The 15,446-nt window shown below is 74.5% G+C and carries 14 protein-coding genes; 7 read left to right on the forward strand and 7 right to left on the reverse strand.

Annotated features, from left to right (window positions below; genetic code table 11):
- Positions 1–5: 5 nt before the first annotated feature.
- The 5 genes from SM450_RS15830 to SM450_RS15850 are packed head-to-tail and all read right to left on the reverse strand — an operon-like array spanning position 6 to position 7,574.
- Entirely contained in the window at positions 6–1,094 is a 1,089-nt protein-coding gene (locus tag SM450_RS15830) for a uroporphyrinogen-III synthase (RefSeq protein WP_474620489.1), read from the reverse strand.
- Positions 1,095–1,442: a nitrite reductase small subunit NirD gene (gene nirD / locus SM450_RS15835; RefSeq protein WP_474620490.1), complete on the reverse strand. Its 348-nt coding sequence runs from the start codon at positions 1,440–1,442 to the stop codon at positions 1,095–1,097.
- The gene (gene nirB, locus SM450_RS15840) at positions 1,439–3,970 is read right to left on the reverse strand and encodes a nitrite reductase large subunit NirB (RefSeq protein WP_474620491.1); all 2,532 of its coding nucleotides are present in this window, start codon (positions 3,968–3,970) and stop codon (positions 1,439–1,441) included. Before nirB ends, nirD begins: the two co-directional genes overlap by 4 nt.
- Positions 3,970–5,469 (reverse strand): FAD-dependent oxidoreductase, encoded by a 1,500-nt coding sequence (locus tag SM450_RS15845; protein ID WP_474620492.1) that lies wholly within the window; start codon positions 5,467–5,469, stop codon positions 3,970–3,972. The genes nirB and SM450_RS15845 overlap by 1 nt, the downstream gene beginning before the upstream one ends.
- Complete coding sequence (locus tag SM450_RS15850; protein ID WP_474620493.1) at positions 5,466–7,574, reverse strand: molybdopterin oxidoreductase family protein; 2,109 nt, start codon at positions 7,572–7,574, stop codon at positions 5,466–5,468. The genes SM450_RS15845 and SM450_RS15850 overlap by 4 nt, the downstream gene beginning before the upstream one ends.
- A 146-nt stretch (positions 7,575–7,720) precedes the next feature.
- Between SM450_RS15850 and SM450_RS15855 the strand changes: the two genes are divergently transcribed.
- The 7 genes from SM450_RS15855 to glmM all read left to right on the forward strand — a co-directional run bounded on the left by SM450_RS15855 (position 7,721) and on the right by glmM (position 13,130).
- Positions 7,721–8,416, forward strand: coding sequence for a class I SAM-dependent methyltransferase (locus SM450_RS15855; protein WP_474620494.1), 696 nt, complete (start codon positions 7,721–7,723; stop codon positions 8,414–8,416).
- A 76-nt stretch (positions 8,417–8,492) separates the two neighbouring features.
- The gene (locus tag SM450_RS15860) at positions 8,493–8,753 is read left to right on the forward strand and encodes a DUF6364 family protein (RefSeq protein WP_474620495.1); all 261 of its coding nucleotides are present in this window, start codon (positions 8,493–8,495) and stop codon (positions 8,751–8,753) included.
- Positions 8,731–9,036 carry a type II toxin-antitoxin system PemK/MazF family toxin gene (locus SM450_RS15865; protein WP_474620496.1) on the forward strand — a complete coding sequence of 102 codons (306 nt, stop codon included), beginning with the start codon at positions 8,731–8,733 and terminating at the stop codon, positions 9,034–9,036. The genes SM450_RS15860 and SM450_RS15865 overlap by 23 nt, the downstream gene beginning before the upstream one ends.
- 122 nt (positions 9,037–9,158) lie before the next feature.
- On the forward strand, positions 9,159–10,532 hold the full coding sequence (locus SM450_RS15870; RefSeq protein WP_474620497.1) for an MFS transporter: 1,374 nt from the start codon (positions 9,159–9,161) through the stop codon (positions 10,530–10,532).
- A 197-nt stretch (positions 10,533–10,729) separates the two neighbouring features.
- Positions 10,730–11,173, forward strand: a complete 444-nt coding sequence (gene rplM / locus SM450_RS15875) for a 50S ribosomal protein L13 (RefSeq protein ID WP_281586654.1) — start codon at positions 10,730–10,732, stop codon at positions 11,171–11,173.
- Between the two features lie 20 nt (positions 11,174–11,193).
- Complete coding sequence (gene rpsI, locus SM450_RS15880) at positions 11,194–11,658, forward strand: 30S ribosomal protein S9 (RefSeq protein WP_088998399.1); 465 nt, start codon at positions 11,194–11,196, stop codon at positions 11,656–11,658.
- Positions 11,659–11,774: 116 nt separating this feature from the next.
- The gene (gene glmM / locus SM450_RS15885; RefSeq protein ID WP_474620498.1) at positions 11,775–13,130 is read left to right on the forward strand and encodes a phosphoglucosamine mutase; all 1,356 of its coding nucleotides are present in this window, start codon (positions 11,775–11,777) and stop codon (positions 13,128–13,130) included.
- Positions 13,131–13,151: 21 nt separating this feature from the next.
- Here the strand turns inward: glmM and SM450_RS15890 are convergent, their stop codons facing one another.
- Together SM450_RS15890 and SM450_RS15895 are read right to left on the reverse strand one after the other, a co-directional pair.
- On the reverse strand, positions 13,152–14,255 hold the full coding sequence (locus SM450_RS15890) for a threonine aldolase family protein (protein WP_474620499.1): 1,104 nt from the start codon (positions 14,253–14,255) through the stop codon (positions 13,152–13,154).
- Entirely contained in the window at positions 14,252–15,439 is a 1,188-nt protein-coding gene (locus SM450_RS15895) for a pyridoxal phosphate-dependent aminotransferase (protein ID WP_474620500.1), read from the reverse strand. The genes SM450_RS15890 and SM450_RS15895 overlap by 4 nt, the downstream gene beginning before the upstream one ends.
- Positions 15,440–15,446 lie beyond the last annotated feature (7 nt).

The following is a 15,446-nucleotide window of genomic DNA, read 5'->3' on the forward strand; positions in this document are numbered from 1 at the left end:
GGCGTTCAGTCCACCCGCAGGCGGTAGCCGCGCTTCACCACGGTCTGCACCACCCGGGGGGCCTTCAGCCCCACCCGCAGCCGGGCGACCGCCATCTCGACCGCGTGCTCGTCCGCGCCGCGCGGCAGCGTCCGCAGCAGCGCGGTGCGGGAGAGCACCTTCCCGGGGGACGCCGCCAACGTCCGCAGCACGGCCATCGGGGCCGGCGCCAACTGGCGCAGCTCCCCGTCCACCACCGCGGCGTGACCGCGCAGCGTGAGCACGTGCCCGGCGGCCTTCACCGAGACCGTCCGGCGGGGCAGCTCCTCGACGATCGTCCGGACCAACGCGCCGAGCCGGGCCCGGCTCGGCGCGCTCACCGGCACCCCCCGCCGCACCAGCGGCTCGGCGGTGACCGTGCCCACGCACCCGGCCAGCACGTCGCCGCGCAGCGCCTCCAGCACCGTCTCGGTCCGGTCCCCGGCCGCCCGCAGCAGCGCCTCGGCCGCCGGGGCGGAGGTGAACGTGACCGCGTCGACGAGCCGCCCGGCGACCAGGTCGATGAGCCGGTGCAGCGGCGCCGGGTCGGCCGGCGGCGCCCACCGGTAGACCGGCACCTCGATCACCGTGGCCCCGGCCGCGACAAGCGCCTCGGTGCACTCCGGCTGCCGGTCGCCGTGCAGTTGAAGCGCCACCACCTGACCGGCCACGCCGCGCCGGACCAGGTGCTCGACCACCTCCTCACAGCTCTCCGAGGTGGGGGACCAGTGTTCACGCAGACCGGCGGCGCGGATCGCCCCGGTCGCCTTCGGCCCCCGCGACACCACGTACGCGCGGGCGATCGTGGCGCGCAGCGGCTCGGCCAGCCCCCAGCCCTCGGCCGCCTCCAGCCAGCCCCGCATCCCGATGCCGGTGTTGGCCATCAGCACGTCCGGTGGGTGCTCCAGGCAGGCCCGGGTCGCCTCCCGCAGGTCGGTGTCGTCGGCCAGCGGCACGATCCGCAGCGCCGGGGCGAGCACCACCCGGGCACCACGTCGCTGGAACAGGGCGGCCAGTTCGTCGCGCCGCCGGTCCGCGGTGACCCCGATGGTGAAGCCCGCCAGTTCGTCCCGCATTCACTCCTCCTGCCGCAGCCGCACCTCGACCAGGCCGTCCCGGCAGCGCACCAGGTGCCGCCGCAGCGTCACGCCGGGAAGGTCCAGGCAGCGGCCGGTGGTGAGGTCGTAGACCTGCTTGTGCAGCGGGGAGGCGAGCGTCGGCACGCCGCCCCGGCTGCCCACCAGCCCCCGCGACATCACGTACGCGCCGCCGACCGGGTCCAGGTTGTCCACCGCGAACAGCCCGGCGGTGGTCCGGAAGAGCGCGACCTGCATCCCGTCGACGAGAGCGGCGACGCCACGGTCGAGGTCCAGCCGGTCCAGCGGGCAGACCGGGGTCCAGCGCATCGTCGCGGTCGGGCTCATCGCCGTACCTCCGGCAGGCCCAGCGCGACCGGCTGCCGGCGGTGCCCGGAGCCCGGTGGCGCGCCGCGGGCCGGCACCGGCTGGCCCCGTTCCACGGCGAAGGTGATGGACGGGTCCGGCACGTCCGGGGCGTTGACGAAGGAGGTGAAGCGGCGCAGCCGTTCCGGGTCCTCAAGCACGTCCCGCCACTCGTCGGAGTAGGTGGCGACGTGCCGGGCCATGGCCGCGTCGAGGTCGGCGCAGAGCCCGAGCGAGTCTTCCACGATCACCGACCGGAGGTGGTCGAGGCCGCCGTCCATGGCCTCGATCCAGGCGGCCGTGCGCTGCAACCGGTCGGCGGTGCGGACGTAGTACATCAGGAACCTGTCGATAAGCGTGATCAGTTCCCCGGTCGAGAGGTCCGTGGCGAACAGGTCGGCGTGCCGGGGCCGGAAACCGCCGTTGCCGCCGACGTACAGGTTCCATCCGGACTCGGTGGCGATGACGCCGAAGTCCTTGCCGCGGGCCTCGGCGCACTCCCGGGCGCAGCCGGAGACCGCGGACTTCAGCTTGTGCGGCGCGCGCAGGCCGCGATAGCGCAACTCAAGCGCGACCGCCAGCCCGACCGCGTCCTGCACCCCGTACCGGCACCAGGTGTCGCCGACGCAGGACTTCACCGTGCGCAGCGCCTTGCCGTAGGCGTGACCCGACTCGAAACCGGCGTCGACGAGCCGACGCCAGATCTGCGGCAACTGGTCCACCCGCGCGCCGAACAGGTCGATCCGCTGCCCGCCGGTGATCTTGGTGTAGAGCCGGAAGTCCCGGGCCACCTCACCGATCGCGATCAGCTTCTCCGGGGTGATCTCCCCGCCCGGTATCCGCGGCACCACCGAGTAACTGCCGTCGCGTTGCAGGTTCGCCAGGAAGTGGTCGTTGGTGTCCTGGAGCGACGCCTGCTCGCCGTCGAGCACGTGGCCGCTGCCGAGGGAGGCGAGGATCGACGCCACCACCGGCTTGCAGATGTCGCAACCCCGCCCGCGCCCGTGCTCGGCGACCAGCCGGGAGAAGGTGCGGATGCCCCGGACCCGGATCAGGTCGAACAGCTCCTGCCGGCTGAGGTCGAAGTGCTCGCAGAGCGCGGTGGACTGCCGCACCCCGGCGGCGTCGAGCAACTGCTTCAGCATCGGCACGCAGGAGCCGCAACTCGTGCCGGCCCGGGTGCACGCCTTCAGCGCCGGCACGTCTGTCGCCCCACCCGCGATCGCCGCGTCCAGGTCCGCCCGGGTCACCGCGTTGCAGGAACAGACCTGGGCGGCGGCGGGCAGCGCGCCGGCCCCGGCGCCCGGGCCGCCGGCCGGGGCGAGCAGCGCCAGCGGGGGAGCGGGCAACGGCCCGCCGACGCTCGCCCGCAACGTCGGGTACGCGCTCGCGTCGCCGACAAGCACGCCACCGAGCAGCGTCCGCGCGTCGTCGGAGAGGACCAGCTTCGCGTACGACCTGGTGGCCGGGTCGGTGTACGTCACGTCGAGGCAGCCGGCGGTGACGCCGTGCGCGTCGCCGAACGAGGCCACGTCCACGCCGAGCAGCTTGAGCTTGGTCGCGGTGTCCGCGCCGGGGAACGTGGCCGTCCCACCGAGCAACCGGTCGGCGACCACCTCGGCGGTCGCGTACCCCGGCGCGACCAGGCCGTGACACGTGCCGTCCACCGCCGCGCACTCGCCGACCGCCCAGACCCGCTCGTCCGCGCTGCGGCAGGCCGCGTCCACGAGCACCCCGCCGCGCGGACCCAGCGGCAGCCCGGCCGCCCGGGCCAGCTCGTCCCGGGGCCGGATCCCGGCCGCCACCACGACCAGGTCCGCGTCGACCGAGCGACCGTCGGCGAGGTCAAGCGCCGCCACCGTGCCGTCCGGGCCGGCCCGCAGCGCCGTGGTGGCCACCCCGAGGTACGACGTGACGCCCAGCTCCTCCACGTACCGGCGGAGCATCGCCCCGCCCGCGTCGTCCACCTGCACCGGCATCAGCCGGGGCGCGAACTCGACCACACTTGTCGCGAGCCCGAGCAGGCGCAGCGCGTTGGCCGCCTCCAGGCCGAGCAGCCCGCCGCCGATCACCGCACCGGTCCGCCGGCCCCGGGCGTGCGCCCGGATCGCGGCCAGGTCGTCAAGGGTCCGGTAGACGAAGACGCCGGGCAGGCCGGCGCCGTCGACCGGCGGGACGAACGGGTACGACCCGGTGGCCAGCACCAACGCGTCGTACCGGTGCTCCCCGGTTGCCGTGGTCACCACCCGCCGCGCCCGGTCGATGCCGGTGGCCGGCTCGCCCAGCCGCAGCTCCACCCCGTCGTCGGGGGTGTGCAGGCTCAACTCGTCCGCGCTCACCCCGTCGAAGACGGCCGAGAGCCGCACCCGGTCGTACGCCGGTCGCCGTTCTTCGGCGAGCACCGTGACCCGCCACCGCCCCTGCCGGTCGCGGGCGCGCAGCGCCTCGACGAAACGTTGCCCGACCATGCCGTTGCCGACGACGACCACCCTGCTGACCGACTCGTTCATCACGCCACCTCCACCGCTTCGCGCTCCGTCCTCGCGCTCCGTCCGCTCCCGCCGGCGGGCGGGTCCGCCTCGGCGAGCCAGCCGGCGATGCCGGCCACCGCGTCCCGGCAACTGCCGCAGCCGGTGGTGGCCCGGGTCGCCGCGGCCAGCGCCGCCGCGGACCGGGCGCCGGCCCGCCAGCACGCCACAATCGCGCCCTTGGTCACGTCGTTGCACCGGCACACGGTGGCCGCGTCGGGCATCAGCGCGGGGGAGGCCGCCGGCTCGGCCGTCGCGCGGAACGCCCGGCCGAGCAGCAGCGAACGCCTGTCGGCCGGCACCGGCGCGCCCCGGTCGAACAACTGCACGACGGTGCCGACGGCCGGGTTGTCGCCGAGCAGGATCGCGCCGGTCAGCCGCTCGTCGCGGATCCGCAGCCGGGCGTAGGTGCCCCGGGCCGGGTCGGCGAACGTCAACTCCTCCACCGCGCCGTCACCGGCCGGGCCGCTCCCGGCCGGGGCGCCCGCCATGTCGCCCATCGCGGCCAGGTCGATGCCGGCCGCCTTGAGGCGGGTCACCACCGGCCGGGGCCGGTAGCGGACCAGCGGGTCGGCGCCGGTGAGCACGTCCGCCACCACCCGCGCCTGGGCCCAGGCCGGCGCGACCAGCCCGGTCAGCGCCCCGCCGTGCTGGGCGCAGTCGCCGACCGCCGAGATCCGCCTGTCGCTTGTCCGCATCCGGTCGTCCACCACGACGCCCCGGTCGACGGTGAGCCCGGCCGCCCGGGCCAGCGCGGTGTCGGGGCGTACGCCGCAGCAGAGGACCAGCAGGTCGGCCGCGAGCGGCGCACCGGCGCCCAGGTGCAGCCGGACGCCGTCGGCGTCGGCGGTCACCCCGGTCGCGGTCACGCCGAGCCGGACCTGGACGCCCAGCCCGGCGAGCGTGCCGGCGAGGACCGTGCCGGCGACCGGGTCGAGCTGCCGGTCCATCAGGTGCCCGACCGGGTGGACCACTGTCACGTCGAGGCCCCGAGCGGCGAGGCCGCGGGCCGCCTCCAGCCCGAGCAGACCGCCGCCGAGCACCAGGGCGCGGCGCGCGCCCCGGGCGGCGGCGAGGATCCGCCGGCAGTCGGCCAGGGTGCGGAACGGGATCACCCGGGCGGGCAGCGGGTCGAGCCCGGGCAGCGGCGGCACCACCGCGCGGCTGCCGGTGGCGAGCACCAGGTGGTCGTAGCCGTGCCGGCCGCCGTCGGCGGTGCGTACCTCCCGGGCGTCCCGGTCGATCGCGCGGACCGGCGTGCCGGTCCGCACGTCGACGGTCGGGCCGACGGCCTCGACCAGCTCCACGTCCGGCTCGTCGATCTTCCCGGCCAGCAGGGTGGAGAGCATGATCCGGTTGTACGCCCGGTGCGGCTCCGCCCCGAGCACGGTGATCCGCCGGTCGCCGCCGCGCGCGTGCAGCTCGGCGACGAGCCGGGCGCCGGCCATGCCGTATCCGACGACGACGGTCCGCCCGGTCATGCCCGCTCCACCCGGACCGCGCAGATCTTGAACTCGGGCATCCCGGAGACCGGGTCGAGGGCGTCGTTGGTGACCGAGTTGGCCCGCGCCGTGCCGGGCCAGTGGAACGGCGCGAAGACGGTGTCCGGCCGGATCGCCGGGCTGAGCCGGGCCGGCGCGCGCAGCTCGCCCCGGCGGGAGACCACCCGCACCGGCGTCCCCTCGCTCACGCCGAGCCGGGCGGCCAGGTCGGGGTGCACCTCGACGAAGCCTTCCGGGGCGGCCCGGCGCAGCGCGGCGACCCGTCGGGTCTGCGCGCCGGACTGGTAGTGCGCCAGCACCCGGCCGGTGGTGAAGTGCAGCGGGTACTCGGCGCAGACCGGCTCGGCGGCCGGGCGGTGGGTCACCGGGTGGAACCGGGCCCGGCCGTCCGGGGTGGGGAACCGGTCGGCGAAGAGGCGGGGACGGTCCGGGCCGTCGGAGTCCGGGCAGGGCCAGAACACGCCGGTGTCGGCGTCGATCCGGTCCCAGGTGATCCCGGCGTAGTCGGCCGGCCCGCCGGCCGAGGCCCGCCGCAGCTCCTCGAACACCTCCCGGGGGTCGGTCGGCAACGGCGCGTCGTCGGTCAACCGGGCGGCGAGCCCGGCGAGGATCTCCAGGTCGGTACGGACCCCACCGGGTGGTACGCGGACCGCGCGCCGGCGCAGCACCCGGCCCTCCAGGTTGGTCATCGTGCCGTCCTCCTCGGCCCACTGGGTCACCGGCAGCACCACGTCGGCCAGCTCGGCGGTCTCCGAGCGGAGGAAGTCGGCGACCACGAGCAGGTCCAGGTCGCGCAACCGGGACTCGATCCGGGCCGCGCGCGGCGCGGAGACGACCGGGTTCGAGCCGAACACCAGCAGCGCCTTCGGCCCGGACGGGGTGCCGAGCGAGTCGAGAAGTTGGTAGGCCGGCACCCCCGGCCCGGGCAGCGTCGCCGGGTCGACCCCCCACACCCGGGCCACGTGCTCCCGGGCCGCCGGGTCGTCGATCCGCCGGTAGCCGGGGAGCTGGTCGGCCTTCTGCCCGTGTTCCCGGCCGCCCTGCCCGTTGCCCTGCCCGGTCAGGCAGCCGTAGCCGGAGCCGGGGCGGCCGGGCAGGCCCAGGGCGAGCGCCAGATTGACGAAGGCGGTGACGGTGTCCACGCCCTTGGCGTGCTGCTCGGCGCCCCGGGCGGTGAGGATGATCGCCCGGTCCACGCCGGCGAGCGCGCGGGCGGCGTGCTCCAGATCGGCCACCGGCACCCCGGAGAGGCGTTCCACCTCCGCCGGCCAGTAGCCGGCCACGGTGCGCCGGACCTCGTCGAACCCGGTGGTCCGCGCCGCCACGTACGCCCGGTCCAGCCAGCCTTCGGTGAGCGCGATGTGCAGCAGCGCGTTGGCCACCGCCAGGTCGGTGCCGGGCAGCGGTTGCAGGTGCAGGTCGGCCTGGCGGGCGGTGGCGGTGGCCCGGGGGTCGATCACGATCAGCCGGCCGCCGCGTGCCCGCTGGTCGGCGACGTGTCGCATCAGCGGCGGCATGGTTTCGGCCGGGTTCGCGCCCACGAGCATCAACGTGTCGGCCCGGCCCAGGTCGGCGAGCGGGAACGGCAGTCCCCGGTCGACGCCGAAGGCCCGGTTGCCGGCCGCGGCGGCCGACGACATGCACCAGCGTCCGTTGTAGTCGATGTGCCGGGTGCGCAGCGTCACCCGGGCGAACCGGCCCAGCGCGTACGCCTTCTCGTTCGTCAGTCCGCCGCCGCCGAAGACCGCGACCGCGTCCGGCCCGTGCCGGTCCGCGACCGTGCGCAGCCCGTCGGCGATCCGGTCCAGCGCCTCGTCCCAGCTCGCCGGGCGCAGTTCGGCGCCGGCCCGGTCGCGCAGCAGCGGCGTGGTGAGCCGTTCCGGGTGGTCGAGCAGCTCGGCGGCGGTCCAGCCCTTCTGGCACAGCCCGCCCCGGTTGGTGGGGAAGTCCCGGGGGGCGACCTCGACGCCGGTGCCTGTCGCGCGCAGCAGCATGCCGCACTGCAACGCGCAGTACGGGCAGTGCGTGGCCGCCTCCCGGGGGCCTGCCCCGGATTGTGTCGCCACGTGCGCACCGTCTGTCATGTCGGGAAAGCGTGCCGCCGGGCGGTTTCCGGTCCGGGTCCCTTCTGTTTCGGTCCTGTCAAGAGCGCCTCACACCGCACGGGCGTGACGGAACGGTCCGTGAGGTTTAGAATGTGAGAAAATCGTCTCACATTACGGGAGACCGGATGAGCGTGACGGATGCGTTCGACGCCGTGGCCGGCAGCTACGACCAGGCCCGACGTCGACTGGTGCCCTGCTTCGACGCCTTCTACGGCGCGGCGGTCGAGGTGGCCGCGCCACCGCTGCGGGCGGCGCTCGCCGCCGGCCGTACCCCCGAGGTGCTGGACCTGGGCGCGGGCACCGGCCTGCTCTCCCTGCTGCTGACCGCCGCCATCCCCGGCGTGCGGCTGACGCTCGTGGACGGCGCGCCAGGCATGCTGGCCGTGGCCACCGGCCACCTGTCCGCGCGCGGGGTGCCGCACCGCATGGTCCACGCCGACCTGGCCGACCCGCTGCCCGCCGGCCGGTACGACGCGGTGGTCTCCGCGCTCGCCATCCACCACCTCGACGACGACGGCAAGCGGGCGCTCTACCGCCGGGCGGCCGAGGCGCTGGCGCCCGGCGGCGTGTTCGTCAACGCCGAGCAGGTGGCCGGCCCGACGCCGGCGCTCGACCGGCGCTACGACGAGGTGTGGACGGCGCGGATCACCGAGCTTGGCTCCGACGCCGAGGAGATCGCCGCCTCCCGGGAACGGATGCGGCACGACCGCCCGGCCACGGTCGCCGACCAGTGCCGCTGGCTGGGTGAGGCCGGGCTGGTCGACGTGGACTGCTTCTTCAAGGAGTGGCGCTTCGCCGTCTTCGGCGGCCACCGCCCCTGACTGCTCGCCTGTCCGGTTCCCCGCCTGGCGCGAGTGGGGATGACTGCTGGTCATACCGCTGGGTAGTCTGCTCGGCATGACCGCCAAGGTGACACTGTCGTTCTCCGACGAGACCATCGAGGAAGCGCGCCGGTTCGCCAAGCGGGAAGGGCTCTCCCTCTCCGCCTGGATGGACCAGGCCGCCCGGGAGAAGGCGCTGCGCGAGGTGTTCACCGCGCACGCCGCCGCGGTCGACCGCGCCGGCCTGGATCTGGAAGCCGACGCCCTGGCCGACGCACAGGAGGCCGCCATGGTCGACGACGCCCTGTTCCGCGGTGGGCGTCCGCGTGCTGCGTAGGGGAGAGATCTGGCGCATCTCCGGCGCCCGGGAACGGTTCGGCCTGGTCGTCAGCTCCGACGTCTACAACTCCACGGCGGTGCCTATCGTGATCGTGGCGGAGGTGGTCGACGAGTCGCTGCTGCGCGACTCGCCGCTGGCCGTACGCATGGGTGGCTTCGTGGTGATGCCCGACCGGCTCTCCTCCCCGATGAAGAAGTGGTTCACCGAGTGCGTGGACGTGGCGGACACCGAGACCATGCAGCGGGTCGGGCGCGCGTTGCGGATCCTCCAGGAGCTGTGACCGCCTCACCGCCGCCGCCCGGCCGACGTGCGATCTCCGTTTCCTCGACGACGCACGCGGGGCACCCCGGGGAAACCACCAGTTCCTAGCGTCCCCCTCGTCACCGACGAGGAGGAGTCGCCGTGAGCACGCTCGCTTCAGCCGCCACCCCGGCCCCGGTCGCCACCGACCGGCCCGGACGGATCACCGAATGGCGTCCGGAGGACCCGGCGTTCTGGGCCGCCGGCGGCGCCCGGATCGCCCGCCGCAACCTGTACGTGTCGATCTTCGCCGAGCACGTCGGCTTCTCCGTGTGGAGCCTCTGGTCGGTGACGGTGCTCTTCCTCGGCCCGGCGTACGGCATCGACCCGGCCGGGAAATTCCTGCTCACCGCCGTGCCGGCCGCGCTGGGCGCGGTGCTTCGCCTGCCCTACACGCTTGCCGTGGCCCGGTTCGGCGGCCGGAACTGGACCATCGTCAGCGTGTTGCTGCTGCTGGTGCCGGCGGTGCCGATGGCCCTGCTGATCGAGCCGGGGGTGTCGTACTCCACGCTCATGGTGCTGGCCTGCCTGTCCGGCGTGGGCGGCGGCAACTTCGCCTCCTCGATGGCGAACATCAACCTGTTCTTCCCGGAGCGGCTCAAGGGCCGGGCGCTGGGGCTCAACGCCGGCGGCGGCAATCTCGGCGTACCTGCGGTGCAGCTCGTCGGGCTGGCGGTGCTCGCCACCGCGGGGGCCGCGTACCCCCGGCTCGTGCCGGCCGTCTACCTGCCGCTGATCGTGCTCGCCGCGCTTGCCGCGGCGCGCTGGCTGGACAACGTGCCGGGGGCGCGCAACGAGCCGGGCGCGCTGCGCGAGGCCGCCCGCGACCCGCACACCTGGGTGATGTCGCTGCTCTACGTCGGCACGTTCGGCTCGTTCATCGGCTTCGGCTTCGCCTTCGGCCAGGTGCTCCAGCTCCAGTTCCACGAGCGGTTCCCCACCCCGGTTGACGCCGCCTGGCTGACCTTCCTCGGGCCGCTCGTCGGCTCGCTGGTCCGGCCGTTCGGGGGTCAGCTCGCCGACCGGCTCGGCGGGGCCCGGATCACGTTCTGGAACTTCGTCGCGATGGCCGGCGGCGCCGGGCTGGTGCTCTACGCCGCCCGGGAGCATTCCTTCCCGCTCTACCTGGCCGGGTTCCTGGCGCTGTTCGTGTTCTCCGGGATCGGCAACGGCTCGACGTACAAGATGATCCCGGCGATCTTCCGGGCCCGCGCCACCGCGGAGGCCGAGCTGACCGGGGACCGGGAGGCGGCGCAGCGTCGCGCCCGGCGGCTCTCCGGCGCGCTGATCGGCATCGCCGGCGCGGTCGGCGCCTCCGGCGGGGTGCTGGTGAACGTGGCGTTCCGGCAGTCGTTCCTGACCTCCGGCACCGCCGACGCCGCCTACCTGGCCTTCATCGGCTGGTACGCGCTCTGCTTCCTGGTGACCTGGGCGGTCTACCTGCGGCCGGGGCCGCGTACGCTAGTCGGCGTGTGACCCGCGCCATGGGCGCGCACCGGGCTACCCCGTTTTGACCAGCCGCCCGGCGGCCGGGTATCGTTGCCTGCTGTTGTACGACATTCTTAGGCGTGCCGCATCAGGTACGCTTGGTCGTTCGTGCGCGCTGGTTCGACTGGGAAGCCCCGGTTACCTCGGCGCGCGACCCCAGACCGACGACGAGACAAGGTAGACCTGTGCGTACGTACAGCCCGAAGCCGGGTGAGATCGAGCGTCAGTGGCACGTCATCGACGCCTCTGACGTCGTGCTGGGCCGCCTCGCGACCCACGCCGCCACGCTGCTGCGTGGCAAGCACAAGCCGACTTTCGCGCCGCACGTCGACACGGGCGACTTCGTCGTCATCGTGAACGCGGGCAAGGTCGCGCTGACCGGCAACAAGCGTCAGACCAAGGTTGCTTACCGCCACTCCGGCTACCCGGGTGGCCTGAAGCGGGTCGGCTACGACGAGCTGCTCACCAAGCGGCCCGAGCGGGCCGTCGAGCTGGCCGTGAAGGGCATGCTCCCGCACAACAAGCTGGGCCGTCAGATTCTCAAGAAGCTGAAGGTCTACGCCGGTGCCGAGCACCCGCACAGCGCGCAGCAGCCGGCGCCGTTCGAGATCAAGCAGATCGCGCAGTGAGCGCGGGCGAAGGAAGCAGCATGACCGACATCACCGAGACCGAGGTCGCCCCCGAGGCCACCGAGGCGCCGGCGCCAGTCGCGCGCGCGCCCCGCGGTGACCGCCCGATCCAGACCGTTGGCCGTCGCAAGGAAGCCATCGTCCGGGTCCGGATCGTCCCCGGCAGCGGCAAGATCACCTGCAACGGCCGCGACCTCGAGGCCTACTTCCCGAGCAAGGTGCACCAGCAGCTCATCAAGGACCCGCTGGTCACCGCCGAGAAGCCCGAGGCATTCGACGTGATCGCCAACCTGCGGGGCGGCGGCACCACCGGCCAGGCCGGCGCGCTGCGGCTCGCCATCGCCCGGGCGCTCATCGTCAACGAGCCCGACGACCGCCCGGCCCTGAAGAAGGCCGGCTTCCTGACCCGTGACGCCCGGGTCAAGGAGAGCAAGAAGTACGGCCTCAAGAAGGCCCGTAAGGCTCCCCAGTACTCGAAGCGCTGATCTCCTACAGCGTCTTGTACTTCTGACGGACGGCCGGGTCCGCCTCCCTTCTGCGGGGGCGGCCCGGCCGTTCCGCGTTTCTCTCCTCAACGGCAGTTCCACGGAGGTTGGCGGCTATGGGCCGGTTGTTCGGCACGGACGGCGTACGCGGGCGGGCGAACGCGGATCTCACCCCGGAGTTGGCGCTCGCGGTCGCGGTCGCCGCGGCACACACCCTGGCCGAGACCGACCGGAGCCATCCGCCGCTCGCGGTGGTGGGCCGGGACACCCGGGCCAGCGGCGAGATGCTTGAGGCGGCGGTGGTCGCCGGCCTGACCAGCGCGGGCGCCAACGTGGTCCGGGTCGGCGTGCTGCCCACCCCGGCGGTGGCGTTCCTCACCGCCGAGATCAAGGCCGACCTCGGCGTCATGCTCTCCGCCTCGCACAACCCGATGCCGGACAACGGCATCAAGCTCTTCGCCGCCGGCGGGCACAAACTGCCCGACGAGATCGAGATGCGGATCGAGGCGGCCGTCGAGGCGAACGCCACCACCGCCTGGGAACGCCCGACCGGCGCCGGTGTGGGGCGGGTCAACGACCTGCTCGACGGCGCCGACCACTACGTCCAACACCTCGTCGGCACCGTGCCGCACGGCCTCGACGGGATCAAGGTCGTGGTCGACTGCGCCAACGGCGCGGCGGCCGACGTCGCCCCGGTCGCCTACCGGGAGGCCGGCGCCGAGGTGATCGCCATCCACGCCGAGCCGGACGGGCTCAACATCAACGACGAGTGCGGCTCCAACCACATCGAGGCGCTGCGCGCCGCGGTGGTCGAGCACGGCGCGCACCTCGGCCTCGCCCACGACGGCGACGCCGACAGGTGCGTCGCGGTCACCGCCGACGGCGAGGAGGTCGACGGCGACCAGGTGATGGCGATCCTCGCCCTGGCCATGCGCGACGCCGGCGAGCTGACCCAGGACACCCTGGTCGCCACCGTGATGAGCAACCTCGGCCTGCGGCTGGCCATGTCCGCGCACGGCATCCGGCTGGTCGAGACCAAGGTCGGCGACAGGTACGTGCTGGAGGAGCTGCGCGCCTCCGGCCTGGCCCTGGGCGGCGAGCAGAGCGGCCACATCGTGCTGCCCGCGTACGCCACCACAGGCGACGGCGTCCTCACCGGCCTGCACCTGATGGCCCGGATGGCCGCCACCGGCACCCCCCTGGCCGAGCTGGCAGCCGTGGTCACCAAGCTGCCCCAGGTGCTGATCAACGTGCCGGTCGGCGACCGTACCGTCGGCGCCGCCGCGCCGGCCGTCCGCACCGAGGTCGAGCGGGCCGAGGCCGAGCTGGGCGAGACCGGTCGGGTGCTGCTGCGCCCGTCCGGCACCGAGCCGCTGGTGCGGGTCATGGTCGAGGCCGCCACCGAGGCCACCGCCCGCGAGGTCGCCGAGCGCATCGCCGAGCAGGTCCGCTCCGCCAGCCCGGTCGCCTGACCGGTCCGGCGCCCGTTCCGGTCAGTTCGGGAGGCGGCGCAGGAAGCGGGCGGCCAGGTCGGTGACCGCGTCGGCGTCCAACTCCAGCGCCGGCCCGGCGACCGTCACCTCGGCCAGCGCCAGCCCCGGCACCTCGCTGTCCCGCCAGCCGCCGACGAACCACGCCCGCTCCTGCTCGGCGAGCGCCAGGTTCGCCGCGTCGAGCACCGCCGCCGGATACGGCAGCCAGAACCGGAACTGGTGGGTGTGCGGCGGCGCCGGGTGGACCCGGGCGCCGGGCAGGGCGGCCAGCGCCTCGGCCACCACCTTCGCGTGCCCCACGTAAGCGCCGAGCCGGGGCAGCTCCCGCTCCAGCCCGGCGAGCGCGGCGAGCGCCGCCGGCCACTGCTGGAACAGCGTGCCGCCGTAGCGGTGCCGCCAGGCGCGGGCATAGCGGACCAGGTCGGCGTCGCCGGCAAGCGCGGCGCCCGAATGGCCGCCGAGGGACTTGTAGAGCGAGACGTACGTGCTGTCGGCCAACGCCGCGATCTCGGCCGTCGAATAGCCCAGTTGGACTGTCGACTCCCAGAGCCGCGCGCCGGCGAAGTGCACCCGCGCGCCCCCGGCTCGGGCCGCCGCGACGACGGCGACCAGGTCGTCCCAGGTCGGCAACACGAACCCGGCGTCGCGCAGCGGCAACTCCAGGAAGAGCGTGCCGATCGGCTCGTCGAGCGTGGCCACCTCCTCGGCCGTGGGGTTGCGCGGCGCGGTAGTGGTGCGCACCGCCCGCACGCCGGCAAGCAGCGCGTACGCCTCGCGTTCGCGCAGCAGCGGGTGGCTGAGCGGGTGCAGGCCCACCCCGGCCCGGCCGGTCACCTCCGCGCCGTGGCGCATGACGACCTGCTGGGCCATCGTGCCGGAGGGGAACAGCACGGCCGCCTCCGCGCCGAGCAGCTCGGCCACCCGCGCCTCCAGTTCCGCGACCGGGCCGCCCTCGCCGTACACGTCGGGCAGGTCGTCACCGGCCACCGCGCCGAGAGCGGCCACCTGCTCCCGCACCGATTCCGGACGTACGCCGGAGAGCATCGTGTCGCAGCCCCGCTGGGCGGCCAGCCGGCGCAGCCGCTCCGCGTACCCGTCGCTCATCCGTCCGCCCCCAGCCGGCGCAGCCGGGTCACCGCCTCGGCGAGCACCTCCGGCCGCTTGCAGAACGCGAACCGGACCAGCCGGCGACCCGCCGCCACGTCGTCGTAGAAGACCTGCGTTGGCACCGCCACCACCCCGCACCGCTCCGGCAGGGACCGGCAGAACTCCACCCCGTCCCGGCCGCCGAGCGCTGTGACATCGGCGGTCACGAAGTAGGTGCCCTCCGGCGTGAGCACCCCGAAGCCGGCGTCGGCCAGCCCCGCGACCAGTTGGTCCCGCCGGCGGCGCAGGTCGTCGGCGAAACCGGTGAAGTACGCGTCCGGCAGGCCGAGCGCCACCGCCACGGCCGGCTGCAACGGGCCGGCGTTGACGAACGTGAGGAACTGCTTCACCCGCAGCACCGCCGCGACGAGCGACGCCGGGCCGCTCACCCAGCCGACCTTCCAGCCGGTGCAGGAGAACGTCTTGCCCGCCGAGGACACCCGCAGGGTCCGCTCCCACATGCCCGGCAGCGTGGCCAGCGGCACGTGCGGCGCGGCGGCGTCGGCGAACACGAGGTGCTCGTAGACCTCGTCGGTGACCGCGTACGTGTCGTGCTCCCGGCACAGCTCGGCGACCAGGGCCAGCTCGTCGGCGGTGAACACCTTGCCGGTCGGGTTGTGCGGCGAGTTCAGCAGCACCAGCCGGGTACGCGGCCCGAACGCGGCGCGCAGCTCGGCCGGGTCGAAGGCGTAGCGGCCGTCCGGGCCCGGGCGCAGCGTCACCGGGCGGCGCACCGCGCCGGCCAGCGCGATCGAGGCGGCGTACGAGTCGTAGTACGGCTCGAAGCAGACCACCTCGTCACCCGGCTCGCAGAGCGCGAGGATGCTCGCCGCGATCGCCTCCGTCGCGCCGGCGGTCACCACGATCTCGCCGTCCGGGTCGTACTCCAGGTTCCAGAACCGGCGCTGGTGGGCCGCGACGGCCGCGCGCAACGCGGGGATTCCCGGCCCCGGCGGGTACTGGTTGTGGCCGGTACGCAGCGCCTCGGCGGCGGCGGCGAGCATCTCCGGCGGGCCGTCCGTGTCCGGGAAGCCCTGCCCCAGGTTGACCGCGCCGGTGCGCACGGCAAGCGCCGACATCTCGGCGAAGATGGTGGTGCCGAACGGCCGCATCCGGGCCACCAGCGGATCCGTCGTCGTCACGGCGGCC

The sequence above is a fragment of the Micromonospora marincola genome, from assembly GCF_056150385.1.